Source organism: Brevundimonas sp. GW460-12-10-14-LB2 (assembly GCF_001636925.1).
Taxonomy (GTDB): Bacteria; Pseudomonadota; Alphaproteobacteria; order Caulobacterales; family Caulobacteraceae; genus Brevundimonas; species Brevundimonas vesicularis.
Genome location: NZ_CP015511.1, coordinates 385,575 through 405,177 on the forward strand (window position 1 = coordinate 385,575; position 19,603 = coordinate 405,177).

17 protein-coding genes are annotated in these 19,603 nt (G+C 66.1%); 7 read left to right on the top strand and 10 right to left on the bottom strand.

The window, feature by feature from the left end; translation table 11 throughout:
• Positions 1-262: 262 nt before the first annotated feature.
• Positions 263-1,306, bottom strand: coding sequence for a helix-turn-helix transcriptional regulator (locus A4249_RS01925; RefSeq protein WP_066550484.1), 1,044 nt, complete (start codon positions 1,304-1,306; stop codon positions 263-265).
• Positions 1,307-1,522: 216 nt separating this feature from the next.
• On the opposite strand from A4249_RS01925, the gene A4249_RS01930 reads away from it, so the two are divergent.
• From A4249_RS01930 to A4249_RS01945, 4 genes are all read left to right on the top strand, one after another.
• Positions 1,523-2,215 carry an IPTL-CTERM sorting domain-containing protein gene (locus tag A4249_RS01930; RefSeq protein ID WP_066550486.1) on the top strand — a complete coding sequence of 231 codons (693 nt, stop codon included), beginning with the start codon at positions 1,523-1,525 and terminating at the stop codon, positions 2,213-2,215.
• Positions 2,216-2,286: 71 nt separating this feature from the next.
• Positions 2,287-3,258 carry an SMP-30/gluconolactonase/LRE family protein gene (locus A4249_RS01935; RefSeq protein WP_197458439.1) on the top strand — a complete coding sequence of 324 codons (972 nt, stop codon included), beginning with the start codon at positions 2,287-2,289 and terminating at the stop codon, positions 3,256-3,258.
• A 44-nt stretch (positions 3,259-3,302) separates the two neighbouring features.
• A complete protein-coding gene (gene xrtH, locus A4249_RS01940) occupies positions 3,303-3,854 on the top strand; it encodes an exosortase H (RefSeq protein WP_197458440.1) in 552 nt (183 codons plus the stop codon).
• A 5-nt stretch (positions 3,855-3,859) separates the two neighbouring features.
• On the top strand, positions 3,860-4,492 hold the full coding sequence (locus tag A4249_RS01945; RefSeq protein ID WP_066550497.1) for an exosortase H-associated membrane protein: 633 nt from the start codon (positions 3,860-3,862) through the stop codon (positions 4,490-4,492).
• Positions 4,493-4,562: 70 nt separating this feature from the next.
• Here A4249_RS01945 and A4249_RS01950 read toward each other — a convergent pair whose 3' ends face one another.
• The 7 genes from A4249_RS01950 to A4249_RS01975 form a co-directional block, all read right to left on the bottom strand.
• The gene (locus tag A4249_RS01950; protein ID WP_066550499.1) at positions 4,563-7,733 is read right to left on the bottom strand and encodes an efflux RND transporter permease subunit; all 3,171 of its coding nucleotides are present in this window, start codon (positions 7,731-7,733) and stop codon (positions 4,563-4,565) included.
• A gap of 2 nt (positions 7,734-7,735) precedes the next feature.
• On the bottom strand, positions 7,736-7,951 hold the full coding sequence (locus tag A4249_RS16860; protein ID WP_231868747.1) for a hypothetical protein: 216 nt from the start codon (positions 7,949-7,951) through the stop codon (positions 7,736-7,738).
• Positions 7,924-8,886 carry an efflux RND transporter periplasmic adaptor subunit gene (locus A4249_RS01955; RefSeq protein ID WP_231868748.1) on the bottom strand — a complete coding sequence of 321 codons (963 nt, stop codon included), beginning with the start codon at positions 8,884-8,886 and terminating at the stop codon, positions 7,924-7,926. Before A4249_RS01955 ends, A4249_RS16860 begins: the two co-directional genes overlap by 28 nt.
• A gap of 105 nt (positions 8,887-8,991) precedes the next feature.
• Positions 8,992-9,312 carry a hypothetical protein gene (locus A4249_RS01960; RefSeq protein ID WP_156494611.1) on the bottom strand — a complete coding sequence of 107 codons (321 nt, stop codon included), beginning with the start codon at positions 9,310-9,312 and terminating at the stop codon, positions 8,992-8,994.
• A 190-nt stretch (positions 9,313-9,502) separates the two neighbouring features.
• Positions 9,503-10,144 carry a 2-dehydro-3-deoxy-6-phosphogalactonate aldolase gene (locus A4249_RS01965; protein ID WP_066550508.1) on the bottom strand — a complete coding sequence of 214 codons (642 nt, stop codon included), beginning with the start codon at positions 10,142-10,144 and terminating at the stop codon, positions 9,503-9,505.
• A complete protein-coding gene (locus tag A4249_RS01970; RefSeq protein WP_082854017.1) occupies positions 10,141-11,031 on the bottom strand; it encodes a 2-dehydro-3-deoxygalactonokinase in 891 nt (296 codons plus the stop codon). The genes A4249_RS01965 and A4249_RS01970 overlap by 4 nt, the downstream gene beginning before the upstream one ends.
• A gap of 1 nt (position 11,032) precedes the next feature.
• Positions 11,033-12,607: a sodium/sugar symporter gene (locus A4249_RS01975; RefSeq protein ID WP_082854018.1), complete on the bottom strand. Its 1,575-nt coding sequence runs from the start codon at positions 12,605-12,607 to the stop codon at positions 11,033-11,035.
• Positions 12,608-12,796: 189 nt separating this feature from the next.
• On the opposite strand from A4249_RS01975, the gene A4249_RS01980 reads away from it, so the two are divergent.
• The 3 genes from A4249_RS01980 (at position 12,797) to A4249_RS01990 (ending at position 16,223) form a co-directional block, all read left to right on the top strand.
• A complete protein-coding gene (locus A4249_RS01980; RefSeq protein WP_066550514.1) occupies positions 12,797-13,570 on the top strand; it encodes an IclR family transcriptional regulator in 774 nt (257 codons plus the stop codon).
• Positions 13,571-13,670: 100 nt separating this feature from the next.
• The gene (locus tag A4249_RS01985; protein ID WP_066550517.1) at positions 13,671-14,420 is read left to right on the top strand and encodes an SDR family NAD(P)-dependent oxidoreductase; all 750 of its coding nucleotides are present in this window, start codon (positions 13,671-13,673) and stop codon (positions 14,418-14,420) included.
• The gene (locus A4249_RS01990; protein WP_066550520.1) at positions 14,421-16,223 is read left to right on the top strand and encodes an IlvD/Edd family dehydratase; all 1,803 of its coding nucleotides are present in this window, start codon (positions 14,421-14,423) and stop codon (positions 16,221-16,223) included.
• Between the two features lie 94 nt (positions 16,224-16,317).
• On the opposite strand, the gene A4249_RS01995 is transcribed toward A4249_RS01990, so the two are convergent.
• Complete coding sequence (locus A4249_RS01995) at positions 16,318-17,829, bottom strand: tryptophan halogenase family protein (RefSeq protein WP_066550522.1); 1,512 nt, start codon at positions 17,827-17,829, stop codon at positions 16,318-16,320.
• Positions 17,826-19,337 (bottom strand): tryptophan halogenase family protein, encoded by a 1,512-nt coding sequence (locus A4249_RS02000; RefSeq protein WP_066550524.1) that lies wholly within the window; start codon positions 19,335-19,337, stop codon positions 17,826-17,828. The genes A4249_RS01995 and A4249_RS02000 overlap by 4 nt, the downstream gene beginning before the upstream one ends.
• Positions 19,338-19,603 lie beyond the last annotated feature (266 nt).

Here is a 19,603-nt window from a genome sequence, read left to right on the forward strand (position 1 = left end):
AGCCGCAGCAGAACTGGCGCGGTTCTTTCTTGATGACGGCTCACCTGTCGCCCCTCGTGTCTGTCAGCGGGCCTCGTCATTGATGACCGCGCGCCTGTGGGGCTGCTCGCAGGCTTGACGAGGTTTGAGAACGCCTGAGCGTCTCACGCCCCAGAGACTTCGGTCGCTTCACTCTCGCGGGACTTGTGGGCGACCCCAATACCGAAGGACTGGGAAGGCGCGGCGTACCGGCGCAGGCCAACGTCTTGTCGACCCGAACGGCCTACATCGGGTCGGTGGACCCGATCTCCGCAAGCCAGTCGCTGAGCAGATCGTGACGGATCGGACCGTCCGACAGCACGATGTGCGGCTGAGGGCCGGCCGGAGGCACTTCGGACGGGGGATAGCCGAAACGTTCGCGGAACAGGCGATTGAAGTGGCTGATGGAGGTGAAGCCGTAGCTCCAGGCGATTTCAGCGATGGAAGGCTTCAGGTCGATCCGCTGTCTCAAGGCCTGGCGGGCGTGGTGCAGGCGCCGCTCCTGAACGAAGCGGTTCACGCCCCCGACCCGCTCGAAAGAGCGATACAGGGTTGCGCGCGACACCCCTGCGGCGGCGGCGATTTCCGCCGAACCGAAGGCGACGTCTCCGGCGTCCAGCCGGGTCTCGATGAAATCCACCGCAAGACGCCGCACGGTGCCCTGGATGGTCGATATTTCCGGCGCGCCGATGGATGTCTCAATGCCCGCGACCCGGCCGATCACCAGCAGCAGCGATTGGATCGCCGCGTCGAGGGCGGCGTCGCTTAATTCGGCCGCCTCCTGCGCCAGGATTTGCATCTGGCCCCTCACCAGCCTGACGCCGGGCAAGTCGGGCGACAGGATCCGTCCGTGCATCTCCGGTCCCAGCAGGGGAGGCGGCGCCAGGTTGCGCGGCACCATGATCGCCAGCAAATCGACCGTCTCCAGCCTGGTCGAGGACAGCCGCCCGAAATCTCGTATCTGCAGGGCGCCCGGCATGGCCTGGGCGCTTCGGCCGTCATATTCGCCGACCGTCGCGGTCCGGTTGATGACCAGGTTCAGACCATCGACGGAAGAGCGCCTCAGCAGATCCGGGCCGCGGCTCAGGGTTTGCTGCACGGATCGCCCCGTGCCGATCCCGCCGACCGCGCTGAGGGTGCTGCGCATATGATTGTAGAAGTTGGCCTGATCCTCATCGCTGATGCCCGACACCTCGTAGATGTCGGCCATGGCGATCAGATAGCGTTCCAGCGCATCCGGCAGGGTGGCGGTGGAAACATCCCAGGCGATCGTACGAGGGTAGGGCACGCGAACTCCTGGATCACGAAAGGAAAGCGCGAGCCATTCCCCTTGATGCGCAATTCACCGGCCGGATGTAAAGACGCTTGATCTTGCAGGATTTTGTCAAACCCTATGCGTCTCACCGGCGTGAGACGTACAGGCGTTCCTCGTTCCCCATGCACATGGCATCCGGCGGTCATAAAGGCGTCGGCGGAGGGCCGAGCGCCTCTTCGGGGAAATTCAATGGCCAGCCTCTTCAACCTTGCAGGCGTCTCCGCTGTCGCCTGTCTGGCGCTTGCGGCGCCCGCGACCGCGCAGAACTACGTCGCCAATCCGAGTTTCGAGAATCCGTCTATCGCGCCGGGGGGCAGCACGGTTGGCGCGATCCCCGACTGGACCGGCAGTCTGAGCGGCCTCTTTCCTTTCGGCATTGGCTACGAGCGCGCCGAGTTGATGACGCCGAACGGCAATCAGTGGGCCTATACGAACGACGGCGTCAACGCCCTCGCCCAGCAGACAACCAAGGCCGTAGTGGCTAATGAGGTCTATGAACTGACCGCCGAGTTCGGGCGGCGCACGGACAATCCGGCCGTTACGCCCAGTCTCGAACTCTGGGTCGGCGGCACAGTTACAGAAGGCGGTGTCGTTGGTGGTACGCGTGTCGGCGTCCAGAGCGTCAACCCTGTCGCGGGACAGTTCGCGCCCGCCACGGTGCGGTGGACGGCGCCGGCTGCCGGCCCGCTGATCGGTCAGCGCCTCAGCGTGCGACTGGCGAACAGTTCGGGCGCCCAGGCCAACTACGACAATGTCAGCTTGACCGCGACGCCGGGCGTCGCCCCCGTTCCGACCCTGTCCGAATGGGCGATGATCCTGTTCGCCGCCATGCTGGGCGGCGGTGCGTCGCTGTACCTCCAATACCGACGCCGGCTCGCCTGAAAATGCAAGCCTTAAGCCCGCCCCCGGTCTGTCGGGGCGTCGGTGACAACACTGTCCGACTGGAAACCGCCTTGACCAACAGCACCCGCACCCTCGCCCTCAAGCTTCGGGCCCACATCAAGGCCGCGTTTCTCGCCGGCGTCGTCCTTCTTGGGCCGACGAGCGCCTTGGCGCAGACCGTCACCACCTATGCGACCGGGGCAAACAATCCGTTCAAGCTGTCCTTCGATCGGAGCGGCCAACTCTACGTCGCAGAACCTGCATTCGACAGAGTATCGAGGGTCCCAGTGGGCGGGGGCAGCGCCACTCTGGTCGTCATCAACACTCCGGGCTCTGGCCTGGGGGGCATAATCGGGCCTGACGATGCTCTGTATGTCCCGAACGAGAACGGCGAGGTCTATCGATACGCGCCTGGCGCCACGACTGCCGACGCCTCGGCCTATGCGACGGGTTTTGCAGGTCGGCTCTACGCCCTCGCTTTCGATGACGCGGGCCGCCTGTATGGCGCTACATACGATACCGCAACCATTTACCGTACGCCGTCCGGCGGGGGCGCTGCCAGCTCGGTCTGCACCTTGCCGACAGGCACTTTCACCATCGTCATCAGCGCCGCCGGCAATCCCTTGGCGGTGTCAGAGTCGGACGCCCGCATTTATCAGTGTGCGGGAAGTACGGTCTCGACCTTCGGTGTTCTGCCTGACGGCGACAATTACGCCCTAACAAAGGATGCAGAGGGCAACATCTATTCCGGGTTGTTCTCAGGTGCGAACGCGGGCGAAATCTATCGCTTTCCGCCAAATGGCGGAGCTTCCACGCTCGTCGCCCGAGTTCAAGGCGCGAGCATATACTCCTTGGCGTTCAAGAACGCCGATCTGTATGCGGGAGACTTCAATACCTCCACGGTGTTGCGCATCGCGAACGTGGCGCCGCCTCCTGCACCAGCGCCCGTTCCCACGATGACTGAATGGGCGATGATCCTGTTCGCCATGATGCTGGCGGGCGGGGCGGCGCTGCACCTTCAGCGTCGGCGTCAGTTCGCCTAGGCTGGTCCAGAATGCCCGCACCGTCATGGGCAGGGAGCGCGTCAATGCCGAGAGCCACGTCGATGCTGAAATCGCCGGCGATCCAGTATCTGGGTCTGTTCCTGCTGATCACCGTGGCATTGTTCAGCGTTCTGGCCACGCCCTGGGCCGAGCGCCTGTTCGTCGCCCCCTTCACCCGCAGCCTGGTGCACGTCTGCGCCCTGCTGATCGATCTGGTCGACGATCGGGTGATCGCAGACGGCGCCATTCTGCGCTTCGATGACGGCAAGGGCGCCGTGCAGGTGCTGGCGGGCTGCAACGCCGTGGAGGTCTGCGCCCTGCTGACGGCCGCGATCATCGCCTTTCCTGGAAAGCTACGATACGGCCTGATCGGCGCGGCTGCGGGCATCGTCGCCCTTCAGACCATCAACCTGTTGCGCATCATCAGCCTGTTGTATCTCTCGCGCGGGTCGCAGGAGGTCTTCGAGTTCTTTCACCACTATGTTTGGGACGCCATGATCGGCCTGGAGGGGTTGCTGATCTTCTTCTTCTGGACCCGGTGGCAGGTGCGGCGCGAGGCCTCCGACCGGACCGCCGCCACGCCGGTCGCGGCATGAGCCGGATGTCGGGTCCAGCCGCCCGCACGCCCGAAGACGCCGCGCGTCGCCGTTTCGCGCTGTGGGCCGGCCTGTCCCTAATCGTTCTTCTACCGCTCTGGTGGATCTGGGGGGCTGACCTGATCATCGCGGCGCTGCGTCCAGTTGCGGGGGGAGTGTTCCGCCTATTCGGCCTGACCGGAGCGATCGAGCCGATGGCCGGCGGCGGCTGGGCGGTCGGAACGCATCTGACCGAATCGGGCCGTCCCATCACCCTGCCGCTCAGTCAGGAAGCGCTGCGCCGCATGATGCTGGGCTTTCCGCTTCTGGCCGCCTTCATGATCGCCCCGCCGCGTGTGGAGAGGGTCTGGCGAATGGCGGCGATTGCCGTTCCGGTCCTGTGCCTCGTCTTCATCCTCTTTCTGGTCCTGGCCGTCTGGGGCGACTTGGCCCCGATGCTGAGCCCGGACCTGGCGTCGGAATCGCTGGGCGTCCGCGTTCGCGCCGATCAACCGCCTTTGCCCGGCTTGCTTGCGCAGGTGGCGATCATCGGACGCTATGTGGCCTATTCGATCGCACCCCTGCTGACGGCCCTGATCCTGTGGGCCACGCTCAACCCCCGGGCGTTGAAGGCCTTGGTCGCCGAGATCGGGGAATGAAGCGCTCGCAAGGGGGGCGAACGTCTGCCCGACAGGATCGTCGCTAGTAAGGGCAGACGCGATTTCCATGTCAGACCCCATCACAGACCGCATCCGCTTTGCGCCATGCCGCGAGCACCGGCAGGACGATCAGGGTGAGGATCGTCGCGGTGGTCAGGCCGCCGATGACGACCGTGGCCAGGGGCTTTTGCACCTCGGCGCCGGCGCCTGAGGCGAACGCCATGGGTACGAAGCCGAGGACGGCGACCAGGGCCGTGGTCAGGACGGCGCGCAGGCGGCTGACGGCGCCGTAAAGCGCCGCCTTGGTCGGCGCATCGCCCTCGGTCAGGCGTTGGCGGATGGCCTGCATCAGCACCAGGCCGTTCAGCGTCACCACGCCCGAGACGGCGATGAAGCCGACCGCTGCGCTGATCGACAGCGGCATCCCGCGCAGCGCCAGCGCCAACGCGCCGCCCACCAGGGCCAGCGGCACGCCTGCGAACACCAGGGCAGCGTCCTTCCATGATCGCAGCGCCAGCACGAGCAGCAGGCCGATGGTCAGGAAGACGATCGGCACGATCAGCGCCAGTCGGGCCGAGGCGCGTTGCAGGTTCTCGAACTGACCGCCCCAGTCGATCCAGCCGGATGGCGGCGGCTGGACCTGTTCGGCGACCTTGGTTTGCGCCTCAGCGACGAAGCCGCCCAGGTCGCGTCCGCGGACATTGGCCTGAACGATCATGCGGCGCTTGCCGTCGGCGCGGCTGATCTGGTTCGGTCCCTCGCCGACGTCGAAACGTGCGACAGAAGACAGAGGCACGGTCGGCGCCCCGGACTGGGCGTTCTCGGGCATGACCGGCAGCTGCTCCATGACCGCCGGATCGGCGCGCAGGGCGTCGTCCAGCCGCACGACCACATCGAAGCGCCGGTCGCCCTCGTTGACCTGACCGGCCGAACGGCCGGCGAAGGCGATGGCCAGGGCGTCCGCCGCGTCAGAGGCATGGATCCCCTGCGCCGCCGCCACCGTGCGATCCACGCTGGCGGTGATGGTCGGTTGGCCCGAGACCTGCTCGACCCGCACGTCCGCCGCGCCCTGGATGCCGTTCAGGACGCCCGCGACCTGCTGGGCCGTGCGCTCCATCGCGGCGAAGTCGTCGCCATAGACCATCACCGCCACGTCCGAACGCACACCCGCGATCAGTTCGTTGAATCGCATTTCGATGGGCTGGGTGAACTCATAGGTGTTGCCCAGCAAGGTCGAGAGCCGCGTCTCCATCTCCGCGACAAGATCGGCTCTCGGCAGTCGCGGATCGGGCCAGTCTTGGCGATCTTTCAAGATGACGAAGGTGTCCGAGATGGACGGCGGCATGGGGTCGGATGCGACCTCTGCGGTGCCGGTGCGGGTGAAGACACGATCGACCTGGGGCATGGCCTTCAGCGCGCGCTCGACCTGGAACTGCATCGCCTGGCTCTGTTCCAGAGAGGTCGAGGGCACGCGCAGGGCCTGGACCAGGACGTCGCCCTCATCCAGTTGCGGCACGAACTCCCGCCCCAATGTCAGTAAGGCGATGGCGCCGGCCAGCAAGGCGACGCCCGCGCCGGCGAAAACGCGCCGTGGTCGGGCGATGGCGTGTGCAAGAAGCGGCTGGTAGCGCGCCTTGGCCGCGCGGGTCAGCCGAGTCTCCTCATGATCCAGCTTGGGTTCGCGCACCAACAGGGCGGCCATGGCGGGCACGAAGGTGAAGCTGAGCACGAAGGCGGCGGCGAGCGCCAGCATGACGGTGGCGGCCATCGGGCCGAACATCTTGCCCTCGACCCCCTCGAACATCAGCAAGGGTGCATAGACCAGCAGGATAATCGCCTGGCCGAAGGCGGCGGGTCGCGCCATTTCGCGCGCTGAGGCGGCGGCGACCGACAGCCGTTCGGCGGTCTTCAGAGGCCGACCCGTCTCCGTCCGCTTCAGGCTCAGGCGGCGCAGGGTGTTCTCGATCACCACCACGGCGCCGTCGACGATCAGGCCGAAATCCAGCGCGCCCAGGCTGAGCAGATTGGCGCTGATCCCGAAACGGTTCATCGCCGAGGCGGCGAACAGGAAGCTGAGCGGAATGACCAGGGCGGTGATGATCGCCGCCCGAACGTTGCCCAGGGCGAAGAACAGCACGGCGACGACCAGCAGGGCGCCGAGCAACAGATTGTGCTCCACCGTGCGGATGGTCGCCTCGACCAGTTCGGTACGGTCCAGTTCGGGCTTGAGGACCACGCCGGGCGGCAGGCTGGGCGCAATGGCCTTCAGCCGTTCGCCGACGCGGTGCGCCACCTCTCGCGAGTTCTCCCCCTGAAGCATCAGGGCCGTGCCGACCACCGTCTCGCGGCCGTCGGCGCTGGCGGATCCTAAACGAGGCGCGCGGCCGATCTCGACCGTGGCCACGTCGGACACGCGGATCACCTGGCCGCCCCGGTTCAGGATCGGCGTCTGGGCGAGGTCGTTCAGGCTCTTCAGCCGAGCGTCGGCGCGTACGATATAGGCCTCGCCCGCACGATTGACGTATCCGGCCCCAGCGATGCGGTTGGCGTGCTCCAGCGCCTCGACCAGTTGCACCAGGCCGACGCCATAGGCGGCCAGTCGGCTGGGGTCGGGATGGACCGCATATTCCTTCACATAGCCGCCCAGCACATCGACGCCGGCGACGCCGGGCACGGTCTTCAGCTGGGGCGCGACCAGCCAGTCCTGAACCGTGCGCAGATAGGTGGCCTTTTCCTGGTCGGTGACGAGGCGTTCGCCCTCGGGCGTGACATAGACCGCGCCCGTTCGCGCCGCAGGGCCGGTCAGTTTCAGCGTCCAGATGTAGACTTCGCCCAGGCCGGTCACGACCGGACCCATCGAGGGAGAAAGCCCCTCTGGCAAATCCTCACGCGCGGCCTGCAGTCGTTCGTTGACCAGATTGCGGGCGAAATAGATGTCGGTCGCGTCAGTGAAGACGGCGGTGATCTGCGAGAAGCCATGGCGCGACAGGGAGCGGGTCTCGGTCAGGCCCGGCAGCCCCGCCAGCGTTGTCTCCAGCGGGAAGGTGACCTGGCGTTCGACCTCTTCGGGTCCTAGCGCCGGCGCCACCGTCGTGATCTGCACCTGGCGATTGGTGATGTCGGGTACGGCGTCGATGGGCAGATGCAGCAGTTCGCGCCCTCCCAGAATGGCCAAGACGACGGCCAGTCCTACGACCAGCCAGCGGAAACGCACGGAGGCGTCGATGATCCGGTTCAGCATGATCAATGTCCGTGCTCGGCTTCGCCCTTGGCCAGTTCGGCCTTGAGCAGGAAGGCGCCGACGCCCGCGATACGCTCGGTCCCGGTCAGGCCGGACGCGATCTCGATCCGGCCGTCCGAGGTTCGTCCGGTTACGACCGGGCGTGCACGGAACCCGCCGTCCTCCTGAACGAAGACGGACGGCGCGCCCTCTAGGGTCTGCACCGCGTCCAACGGCACGACAGGCGTTCCTGAGCCCGCGCCGGCGGAAACGCGGGCGGAGACGACCGATCCCGCCGGGGCGTCTCGCCAACAGGACGGGCGCGAACCACGACGACCCCGTTGGCATTGGCCGGGGCGATGGCGACGACGACGCCGGACATGACGCGCGATCCGGCGACCGTGCTTTCCAGCCTGTCGCCGACCTTCAGGATCGCAGCGGCGGCGGGCGGCGCCTCGAACACCAGTTCGACACGGCCGGGATCGGCGACGGCGGCGACCTGCAAGGCCTCTTCGTGCAACACCTGACCCGGTGACGCGCTCAAACGCGTGACGACGCCCGCGATGGGGCTGCGCACCACCGTCAGCCCGTCCGCTCCGGGCGCGCCGAATGCGCCGACACGAGCGCGGGCGGCGCGGTGTTGCGCCTCCGCACGACGGGTCTCGGCGGCGGTGACGTCCAGGCGCGCCTGTGACACCCAGCCCTGTTCGAACAGGGTGCGATCGCGCCGTTCGGCGGCGCGCGCGGCCTGGACCGTCGCGCCCGCCGCGTCGGCGTCCGCCCTTGAGGCGGCGCCGTCCGGACTGCGCACGGTGATCAGCGGCGAACCGGCCGCCACGCGATCGCCCAGGCCGACGTGGACGCGCACCACGGCGCCGCCCAACGGCGCATCGACCGCAGCCTCGGCGCCGGGCGCAAAGGCGACGCGGCCCGGCAGCTTCAGTTCGGCGCCGCCGCCGCGCTGCACGGCGACGATCGACACCCCGGCTCGCGCGGCCTCCTGCGGCGTCAGTGCGACGAAGGCCGCTTCGCCGGGTTCGTCTTCGGCGTGGCCCGCCTCGGCATGTTCGGCTTCGGTTGGCGGTCGGTCCAGAATGCGCGCGGCGCCGAAGCCCGCGCCTAATGCGATGACCACGGCGGCGCCGGTCATCAGCCAGTATGTCTTCAAGGTCATGATCGATCCTCGCCCGGCGCACGGCCGGGCCCAGAGTTCAGGACGCGCGACGTCTCCGCCACGCGCAGGGCTCAGGAAGGGCCGGACCACAGGTCCAGCCGAGGATCAGGCTCTCGGTGGGCGCTCGGGACCGTCAGGCCGCCCGAGCGGGCAAGCGACGCTGTCGCTCCACGCCTGAGGCTGGCCGAAGACTGCGATGAAACGCGGCGTCGCCAGGTCGCTGGACATGGCGGAATGCGGCGCATGACAGCAGCCGTTGGCGCACGCCGGGCCGCAGTCTGGACATTGATCATCAGCGCCGCCGACCAGCTCGACCACCTGGACGCCGCCTGAGGCTTCCACCGCGCAGGCATGGCTTTCAAACGCGGGCATGGCGAAGGCGACCGTCAGCAACAGGGTGCAGACGAAGGCAAATCGACGGACCATTTCCGGCAGCGCTTTGAACACAAGGTGGAGCTTATCACGATCGGTCGGTGAAGTCCTTGCCGCTTGGGCAAGTGCTTCATTCGGGATGGGGAGAATGAATGTGGCGCTCCAAAACGCTGAAAATCTAAAAACTGATTTCGCGACTTGAAACTGATTTATGAAGGTCCTGTTCGATAACTGGACCGGTTAGTCAGCACGATGTGGGTTTTAAATCGCACCACCGCACGACAAATTCGGCCGCCTGACGGGCGACCTGTTCAGCTGATTGCCCCGGCTTGAACACGGCCGAGCCGATGCCGAAACCGGAGGCGCCCGCGGAGCGCCAGGCGGACATGCTGTCGGGATCCACGCCGCCGACGGGATAAACCCGGGTGGCGGCGGGCAGGACGGCGCGGACGGCTTTGAGGCCCTTGGGTCCGGCGATCTCTGCGGGGAAGAGCTTCAGGGCGTCGGCGCCGGCGTCCAGGGCCGCGAAAGCCTCGGACGGGGTGAAGAAGCCGGTCAGGGACAGCAGGCCCAGGGTCTTGGTCTCGCGGATCACGTCGACATTCGTATTGGGCGAGATGATCAGCTGGCCGCCGGCGTCCGCGACCTCGTGCGCCGCCGCGACGTTCAGCACCGTGCCGGCGCCGACCAGGGCGCGGCCGTCCAGGGCCTGGCGCAGACGGCGGATGCTGTCCAGCGGCTCGGGCGAGTTCAGCGGCACTTCCAGACAGCGGAAACCGGCGGCGACGATGGCCTCGCCGACCTCGACCGCCTCATCCGGTTTCAGGCCGCGCAGGATGGCGATCAGCGGCAGGGCGTCCAGACTTTCGATGGCGACGGGGATCATCGGGATACGGCCTCGTGAATGCGCCACAGACCCTTGGCCGTGGCGGCGGCGCCGTCCGCGATGCGGACGTCTTGGAAACCACCCTGCGCCAGGGCGGCGGCATAGCGGGGGCTCAGGGCCTCGGCGCCGATCAGGATGACGGGGCGGTGGTTGGCGTCGGCCTGGGCCGCGACCTCGGCCCCGATCAACAGGCCCGACAGATAGTCGGCCGAGGACGCGGGCGAAAGGCGTCCGGCCAGACCCTCGACCCGCACGGAAAACAGGGCAGCGGTGACGGCGGGATCGCGCAGGGATCGCTGGACACCAGCGGCGAAGGCCTCGTCGTCCACGCCCGGCTTGCCCATCTCGGCGCCCAGGATGGTGCCCTTGCGAATAGCGGCGAACAGTTCGCCGGTCATGAAAGTCCGAAAGCCCGTGATCCGTCCGCCAGCGGTGCGGATCCATTTGCTGTGGGTGCCGGGGGCGACGACCACCGCATCGTCGGGTGCGTCCAGGCCGAAGACCTGGGTCTCCTCACCGCGGATCACGTCCTGAAGGCGGCTGTCCTCGAACACGGCGACCCCGGGCACGATGGAGACGTGCGGCGCGTCTTCGGGACTGGCCACGCCTCTCGCCAGGTCGGCGACGCCGGCGGGGCAGGGCAGATAGGCCATTTCACGCCACCGGCCCCGCGCCCCGGCCATGCCGCTGATCAGGACGGGCATGCCGTCGTCCAGCCAGCCGCGCGCGACCTCGGTCAGCACGCCGTGGAACTCGTTCGGCGCAAGGCCGCCGGCGCCGCGCGGGTCGGAGCGGCTGTCCAGCACCGCGCCGCCTTGGGCGATCCGCATGACGCGAAGATTGCTGGTGCCCCAATCGACCCCGATCAGTCCGGTCGCTGAACTCACCTCACCACCAGATCGTATAGACCAGGATCAGGAAGGCGATCACGCCGACCGCCGCCAGGTTGAAGCCCAGCGAGGTCTTGTAGCTGATCTTGTCCAGCTTGATCTTCATGGCGTCAGGCTTGGGCGGGACCAGCAGGGACACGATCACCGCTGCGATCAGCGAGACGACGAAGACGACGCTGACCCGGTTCATGAAGGGGAAGATGAACTGGCCGGTTTCCTGCAGCCACCAGAAGATGGCCGACAGCACGACCGAGCCGATGGCGGCGGTCAGGGCGCCGGCTTCGGACGCGCGCTTCCAGAACAGGCCCAGCATGAAGATGACCACGATGCCGGGTGTGAAGAAGCCGGTGAACTCCTGGATGAACTGGAACGCCTGATCGAAGCCGCCCAGCAGCGGACGGGCGGTCAGGATGCCGATGATCACGGCGGCGACGGCGGCGATGCGGCCGACCGTGACCAGCTGATGTTCGGGCGTGTCCTTCTTGATCTTGGCGTAGAGATCCAGGGTGAAGATGGTCGAGATCGAGTTCACCTTGGAGGCCAGGGACGCGATGATGGCGGCGATCAGGGCGGCGAAGACCAGACCCTTCAGTCCGACCGGCAGCAGGTTCATCATCGTCGGATAGGCCTGGTCCGGCGCCGACAGATTGGGGGCCAGGATCAGCGCCGCCATGCCCGGCAGCACCACGATGACCGGCATCAGCAGTTTCAGATAGGCGGCGAAGGCGATGCCCTTCTGCGCTTCCGGCAGCGACTTGGCGGCCAGGGCGCGCTGGATGATGTACTGGTTGAAGCCCCAGTAGCTGATGTTCATGACCCACAGGCCGCCCAGCAGGACGGCGATGCCCGGCAGCTCCTGATAGTGGGGGTTGTCCTTGGACAGGATCATGTCGAACTTGTCCGGGAACTGGGTGATAAGGGTATGGAAGCCCGCCGCCGCGCCGCCCGCGCCGCCGATCGTCGACAGGGCGATGAAGCCGATGATCAGCCCGCCACAGACCAGCAGGGCCACTTGGACGATGTCTGTCAGGGCCACGGCCTTCAACCCGCCCCACAGCTGATAGGCCAGGGCGAAGACACCGATGGCGACGATGGCGTAGTCCTGGTTGAAGCCGGTGACGGTGTGCACCGCGATGGCGCCCAGCCACAGGATCGAGGTCACGTTCACGAAGACGTAGAGCAGCAGCCAAAAGACGGCCATCACATTGCGGATCGTCGGCCCGTACCGTTGCTGCAGGAACTGCGGCATCGTCACGATCTCGTTGCGCAGGAAGATCGGCAGGAAGAACTTGCCCACGATCAGCAGGGTTAGCGCCGCCATCCATTCATACGACGCGATGCCCAGGCCGATCACATAGCCCGAGCCGCTCATGCCGATGATCTGTTCGGCCGAGATGTTGGCCGCGATCAGGGAGGCGCCGATGGCCCACCAGGGCAGGCTCCTGGACGCCATGAAATAGTCGGTGGAGGTCTTTTGCTCGCCCGCCTTGCTGCGCGAGACCCACTGGGCCAGGCCGAAGATGAAGATGGCGTAGATCGCCAGAATCGCCAGATCCATACCCGCGAGCGACATAATACATTCCCCCGATGCGCCCGTGTTCGGGCTTAAGTCGAAGCCTAGGTTAGCCCCCGGTCAGCCGCAATGGACTTTTTATATGCGCTTGTGTATTTTACCTGCGGTAATGTAGCCTTCGTGTTCCAAGCCTCGGCTTCCTCCGCGACGATGGCGAGGGCAACGTAGGGCCCAAGCGACAGGAATCCCATGACCGACCAAGACGCCGCCGACGATCGCAAATATCGCGCGCCCGCCTTGGAGAAGGGCCTCGACGTTCTTGAACTGCTGTCGGCACAAGGCGAGCCGATGACGCCGTCGCAGATGTCCGTCACCTTGGGACGTTCCGTCAGCGAACTGTTCCGCATGATCCAGGTGCTGGAGTTCCGCGGCTATATCGAACAGTCCTCGGACGGCTATCGTCTGACCAACCGCCTGTTCACGCTGGGCATGACCCAGGCGCCGATCAAATCGCTGGTCGACGTCGCCATGCCGGCCATGCGCGATCTGGCGTCGGCGACGATGCAGTCGTGCCACCTTGTTGTGCCGTCCGGCGATCAGATCGTGGTCATCGCCCGGATCGAGAGCCCCGGCGACCTCGGCTATTCGGTGCGGATCGGTTATCGGCGCAGCATCCTGCACGCCACCTCGGGCTTGATGTTCTATTCGCGGGCCAATGAACGGGCACGGGCGCATCTCAAGGAGATATTGGTCGGCCTGTTCGGAGTAAAGGCGGTGAACGAGTTCGCCGCCCGTTCGGAAGCGATGACCCAAGGCGCCTATGTGGAGCGGGCCAGCGACTTCGTGAAAGGCGTCACCGATCTGGTGGCGCCCATCATGGGGGCGGACGGCGTGATCGCCACCTTGATTACGCCTTTCATCGAACAGGCGCCGATGATCTGCACCAAGGACGAGGCGGCGACGATGCTGGTGCGGGCCGCAGAGGTGATTTCGGAGCAGATGGGCGCCGTTTCCCAAGCTTGATCCCTATGCCGCCCATTTTTTGTTGACGGCAACAAGTTTCATTTGTGAAAAGAGCCTTGGGCCGCGCAGACGACCCTCCGGCCTGGGGAGGCCCGCATCTATGGCTGCCATCTACTCCGACCTGAAGGGCAAGACCGTCGTCGTCACCGGCGGCGCCGGCGGCATCGGCGAGAGCATCGTTCGCGCCTTTCACGCCCAGGGCGCGCGGGTCGGGTTTCTGGATATCGACGCCGAACGCGGGGCGAAGCTCCAGGCCGAACTGGGGCAGGACGCGTTGTTTGTCGCCTGCGACCTGACCAACATTCCGGCGCTGAAGGCCGCTATCGGCTCAGTGCGTGACGCCTTTGGTCCCATCGACGTCCTGGTCAACAACGCCGCCCACGACGAGCGTCACGCCACGCTGGAAGTGACTGAGGATTATTGGGACGGCCGCATGGCTGTGAACCTGAAACACCAGTTCTTCGCCGCCCAGGCCGTGCTGCCGGACATGAAGGCTACGGGCAAGGGCGCGATCGTCAATATGGGCTCGACTTCCTGGGTTATCGGCCAGGGGGGCATGGCCGCCTATACGGCCTGCAAGTCCGCCGTCATCGGCCTGACCCGTTCGCTGGCGCGCGACTTCGGCCCGTTCGGCGTTCGTGTGAACGCCGTCGCGCCCGGCTGGATCATGACCGAGCGCCAACTGGAGCTGTGGGTCACGCCGGAAACCGAAAAAGACATCTACGCCAACCAGTGCCTCAAGCGCCGGCTCGTGCCGGACGACATCGCCCGCGTCGTCGTCTTCATGTGCTCGGACGAGGCGGGGGCGATCACCAATCAACACTATGTCGTCGATGGCGGCTGGACCTGAATGACCGATACCTCAAAGCCCAAGAAGCCTCTCCGCAGCCGCGCCTGGTTCGACAATCCGGAGAACCCGGACATGACGGCGCTGTATCTTGAGCGCTATCTGAATTACGGCCTGACGCGCAGGGAACTGCAGTCGGACAAGCCGATCATCGGCATCGCCCAGACCGGCTCGGACCTGTCGCCGTGCAACCGCCACCACCTGGTCCTGGCTGAGCGTGTGCGCGAGGGCATTCGCGAGGCGGGCGGCATCGCCATGGAGTTTCCGGTCCATCCGATCCAGGAAACCGGCAAGCGTCCGACCGCCGGTCTGGATCGCAACCTGGCCTATCTGGGTCTCGTCGAGAGCCTGTACGGCTATCCGTTGGATGGCGTCGTCCTGACCATCGGCTGCGACAAGACCACGCCCGCCTGCCTGATGGCCGCCGCCACCGTGGACATCCCCGCCATCGCCCTGTCCGTCGGCCCGATGCTGAACGGCTGGCACAAGGGCGAGCGCACGGGTTCGGGCACCATCATCTGGAAGGCGCGCCAGATGATGGCGGCCGGAGAGATCGACTATGACGGCTTCATCGAACTGGTGGCCTCGTCCGCCCCGTCGGTCGGCTATTGCAACACCATGGGGACGGCGACGACGATGAACTCGCTGGCCGAGGCGCTGGGCATGTCGCTGCCCGGCTCGGCCGCCATTCCGGCGCCGTACCGCGAACGCGCCCAGGTCGCCTATCAGACCGGCCTGCGCATCGTGGAGATGGTGCGCGAGGATCTGAAGCCGTCCGACATCCTGACCAGGGAAGCCTTCCACAACGCCATCGTCGTCAACTCCGCCATCGGCGGCTCGACCAACGCCCCGATCCACCTGACGGCCCTGGCCCGCCACGCCCACGTCGATGTGCCGTTGCAGGACTGGCAGACCGAAGGCCTCCACGTGCCGCTGCTGGTCAACCTGCAGCCCGCCGGCGAATATCTGGGCGAGGACTATTTCCATGCCGGCGGCGTGCCGGCCGTCGTCTCCGAACTGATGAAACAGGGGCTGATCCACGAGGACGCCCTGACCGTCACCGGCAAGTCCATCGGCGAGAACTGCAAGGGCGCCGAGATCGTCCTGCCCGACGTCATCAAGACCTTCGACGCCCCGATGAAGACCGACGCCGGCTTCGTCGTCTTCACCGGCAACCTGTTCAACTCGGCCATCATGAAGCTGAGCGTGATCTCGCCTGAGTTCCGCGAACGCTACCTGTCCAACCCCGACGACCTGAACGCCTTCGAAGGCCCGGCCGTCGTGTTCGACGGACCCGAGGATTATCACCACCGTATCGACGACGAGAGCCTGGGCATCACCGAACAGACCCTGCTGTTCATGCGCGGCGCCGGCCCCATCGGCTATCCGGGCGCGGCCGAGGTCGTGAACATGCGGCCCCCCGCCTACCTGATCAAGAAGGGCGTCAGCGCCCTGGCCTGCATCGGCGACGGGCGCCAATCCGGCACCTCCGGATCGCCCTCGATCCTGAACGCGTCGCCGGAAGCGGCGGCGGGCGGCAACATCGCCCTGCTGAGGACCGGCGACCGGGTCCGCATCGACCTGAACACCGGCCGCGCCGACATCCTGATTTCGGATGAGGAATTGGCCCAGCGTCGCCAGGCGTTCGAAGCGGCGGGCGGCTACAAATACCCCGCCTCCCAGACCCCGTGGCAGGAGATGCAGCGCGACGTGGTCGGTCAGCTGGAAACCGGCGCCGTCCTGGAGCCGGCGATCAAATACCACCGCATCGTGGACACCATCGGCCTGCCGCGCGACAATCACTGACGGCCTTAGAGCGTGATCGGTTGAGGTGAGATCGCTTCGCGGTTCCGCTGATGCCGTAATCAGGCTCCAGAATTTCGCTCCAGGCGTCGCCGCCTTATTGCAGCGGCGGCGCCTTGCAGTTGGCGGCGATGAAGGCCTCGTGGGTCGGCATCCGCGCCACGCCCTGCTGGATCATCGCCTTCATTTTCTGCAACCATTGCTGGACCTGCTCCAGAGGGATGGTCTCCGTGATCGGATCATGCCGCTCGGGGATGACGCCCTGGCCGAGCAGCACGGCGATCCAGCTCGTCTCCTGAAACAGCTCGTCCTCATAGCGGAAGATGCGCCCCCGGCTGCGGAACTGATCCATTTTCTGCTTTAGCGTCTCGGGAATCGGCATGGCCCGCACGTGGCGCCACAGGGGCGAGTCGTCGCGCGCCGTGGCGTGATAGTGCAGGATGATGAAGTCGCGGATGCGCTCGGTCTCCAGCCGCATCATGCGGTTGTAGTTGTCGATATCGGCCTGGGCGAAGCCGGTGTCGGGGAAGTGCAGCAGCAGTTTGGATATGCCCGACTGCACCAGATGGATGGAGGTGGACTCCAGCGGTTCCAGGAAGCCCGACGCCAGGCCCAGGGCCAAGCAGTTCTTGTTCCAGGTCCTCTTTCGGCGACCGGTGGTGAACCGCAGGAAGTTGGGTTCCGCCATCGCCTCGCCGTCCAGGGAGGCGCGCAGCTTGGCTTGAGCCTCATCGTCCGAGATGAAGGGGCTGCAATAGACATAGCCGTTGCCGGTGCGGTGCTGCAGCGGAATGCGCCAGCGCCATCCCGCCTCAAGGGCCGTCGATTGGGTATAGGGCGTCGGATCGCCGACCCGGGTGCAGGGCATGGCCACCGCACGGTCGGCCGGCAGCCAATGGGTCCAGTCCTCGTAACCTGTCTTCAGCGCGCCTTCGATCAGCAGGCCGCGGAAACCCGAACAGTCGATGAAGAAGTCCGCCTCCAGCTCGCGGCCGTCGTCCAACCGCACCGACTGAATGAAGCCGTCGCCGTCGCGCAGGCGCACGTCGGCGATCTTGCCCTCATGCCGCACCACGCCTTGCGACTCGGCGCGCTGACGCAGGAACCTGGCGTACAGGCCGGCGTCGAAATGGAAGGCGTAGGTCATCTGCGAGCCAGCGCCGCGCGGGTCGGTGTCAGGCCGGGTGAACCGGCCCATGCGCGCCGCCATCGTCGTGACGGAATAGGCGTCCAGGTCGTCGTCCAGCCCCGCCTTGTTCAGCCTTAGCCAATATTGGTGGAAGGAGGCGGCGTCGATGCGCGTGCCATAGGTTCCGAACGGGTGGAAATAGCTTCGGCCCTTCTGGAACCAGTCGTTGAACTGGATGCCCAGCTTGTAGGTCGCTTGGGTGGCGCGGACGAACTCGTTCTCGTCGATGCCCAGCAACTGGTTGAACAGCAGGATCGGCGGAATCGTCGCCTCGCCGACGCCGACCGTGCCGATAACCTCGGACTCGACCAGTTCGATCTTCACCGTGCCGCGCGTGACGTGCGCCAGCGCGGCGGCGGCCATCCAGCCGGCCGTGCCCCCCCCGACGATCAGAATACGCTTCAGTGGGGCAGGGATCATCGTGCGTAACCGGTGAAGGTGGTGGAGTGGTCGGGCAGGGCGGCGGCCGCCCGTGCGATCAGTTGCGCGAACTGCCGCGCCTGTCGATCCACGGTCTCCAGATCATCGAGACAGACCAGGGGCGACGCCTGTTTGGGCCAAGTGCCCAAGCCGGTGAACACAGCAGCCCAACTGTCTTCGCGGAAGGATTCGTCCTCCAGCAGGCCGACCTCCCCGCGCGCGTGGAACAGTTCGATCTTTTCCATCAGCGTATCGGGCGGCGCCGTTTCGCGGCATCGGTCCCACATCGCGCCGGCGCGACCGGCCAGATGATAGTGCAGGATGATGAAGTCGCGGATGCGCTCGAACTCCTGGGCCGAGCGTCGATTGTATTCGCGGATCAGGGCCGGATCGAAGCTGCGGTCGGGGAACATCTCCAGCAACCGCCCGATGCCGGTCTGGATCAGGTTGATGCTGGTGGATTCCAGCGGTTCGACAAAGCCGGACGCCAGTCCCAGCGACACCACATTGCCCTTCCAGGCCTCGCGTCGCCGCCCGGTGACGAACCTCAACCGATTTGGCTCAGCCAACGGCTCCGACTCGATCTGGCCCAGCAGGTCGTCCAGCGCCGTCTGATCGTCCACGTGATCGCTGGAATAGACATAGCCGTTGCCGACCCGGTGCTGCAGGGGAATGCGCCACTGCCAGCCGGCTTCTCGCGCACGCGCCGTGGTGATGGGCTCGGGCGCCAGGCTCGAGCTGCACGGCACGGCGACCGCGCGGTCGCACGGCAGCCAATGCGTCCATTCCTCATATCCCGCCTGCATCGTCTGTTCGATCAACAGGCCTCGAAAACCCGAGCAGTCGATGAACAGGTCCGCCTCGACCTCGCCGCCGTCTTCCAGCGTCACGGCTCGCACCAGACCGGTCTCGCCGTCGCGATCCACACCCGTGATCCGCCCTTCGCGCCGGACGACGCCCAGCTTTTCCGCCAGCGTTCTCAGCCGCCGTGCAAACAAGCCGGCGTCGAACTGATAGGCGTATGAATAGTGGGACAGCACCGAACGGCTGTCCTCGACCGGCGGGGCGAACTTGCCGGCTCGGGCCATGGCGGTCGGCATGGACCAGGGATCAAGGCCGTCGATCCGACCGGCGGCCTTCAGGCGAAACAGATATTGCCGCCAGGCCTGTCCTGCGACGGTCGGACCATAGTCGCCGAAGCCGTGGAAATATTCCGAGCCCGGCGCAATCCAATCCTTGAAGGCGATGCCCAGTTTGGCGGTCGCGGCCGTCGAGCGGATGAAATCCTCCTCGGACAGCCCGATCGTCTGGACGAACTGTCGGATGGGCGGAATCGTGGCCTCGCCCACGCCCACCGTGCCGATGGATTCCGATTCGATCAGGGTGATCCTTAAGGCCAGACCCTGGGCGCGGGTGAAAGCTCGGCCCAATGCGGCGGCGGCCATCCAACCGGCCGTTCCGCCGCCCACGATGGCGATGTGGCGCACCGGTTCTGGCTGGTCGCTCATGCTTCTTCCCCGTCGCCCGCTTGGCGCGGATCCTGTGTCGGCATCTAATAGCCAAGGATCGTCGCGGCGCTATTGTGGTAGCGCTAACAGAAAATGCTTTTCAGCTCATGAAAACTTGTGCATCCTTGAAAGGTGATCATGCCATCGAAGGGTGGGTGAGTTCACGTCGGGAGGGATGTCGCCCTACGTCGTCAATAAGCGACGGGCGCGACCAGCAGGAAGGTTCTGAGACCGATGTCTCGTCAAAATCACGTTCGTCGCGTCGC

What these genes read in the sequence shown, in the direction of transcription:
- A4249_RS01930 (WP_066550486.1), top strand. Translation starts at nt 1,523, where the DNA reads ATGGCCAGCCTCTTCAACCTTGCAGGCGTCTCCGCTGTCGCCTGTCTG.
- xrtH (WP_197458440.1), top strand. Translation starts at nt 3,303, where the DNA reads ATGCCGAGAGCCACGTCGATGCTGAAATCGCCGGCGATCCAGTATCTG.
- A4249_RS01945 (WP_066550497.1), top strand. Translation starts at nt 3,860, where the DNA reads ATGTCGGGTCCAGCCGCCCGCACGCCCGAAGACGCCGCGCGTCGCCGT.
- A4249_RS01950 (WP_066550499.1), bottom strand. Translation starts at nt 7,733, where the DNA reads ATGCTGAACCGGATCATCGACGCCTCCGTGCGTTTCCGCTGGCTGGTC.
- A4249_RS01955 (WP_231868748.1), bottom strand. Translation starts at nt 8,886, where the DNA reads ATGACCTTGAAGACATACTGGCTGATGACCGGCGCCGCCGTGGTCATC.
- A4249_RS01960 (WP_156494611.1), bottom strand. Translation starts at nt 9,312, where the DNA reads ATGGTCCGTCGATTTGCCTTCGTCTGCACCCTGTTGCTGACGGTCGCC.
- A4249_RS01965 (WP_066550508.1), bottom strand. Translation starts at nt 10,144, where the DNA reads ATGATCCCCGTCGCCATCGAAAGTCTGGACGCCCTGCCGCTGATCGCC.
- A4249_RS01975 (WP_082854018.1), bottom strand. Translation starts at nt 12,607, where the DNA reads ATGTCGCTCGCGGGTATGGATCTGGCGATTCTGGCGATCTACGCCATC.
- A4249_RS01980 (WP_066550514.1), top strand. Translation starts at nt 12,797, where the DNA reads ATGACCGACCAAGACGCCGCCGACGATCGCAAATATCGCGCGCCCGCC.
- A4249_RS01985 (WP_066550517.1), top strand. Translation starts at nt 13,671, where the DNA reads ATGGCTGCCATCTACTCCGACCTGAAGGGCAAGACCGTCGTCGTCACC.
- A4249_RS01990 (WP_066550520.1), top strand. Translation starts at nt 14,421, where the DNA reads ATGACCGATACCTCAAAGCCCAAGAAGCCTCTCCGCAGCCGCGCCTGG.
- A4249_RS01995 (WP_066550522.1), bottom strand. Translation starts at nt 17,829, where the DNA reads ATGATCCCTGCCCCACTGAAGCGTATTCTGATCGTCGGGGGGGGCACG.
- A4249_RS02000 (WP_066550524.1), bottom strand. Translation starts at nt 19,337, where the DNA reads ATGAGCGACCAGCCAGAACCGGTGCGCCACATCGCCATCGTGGGCGGC.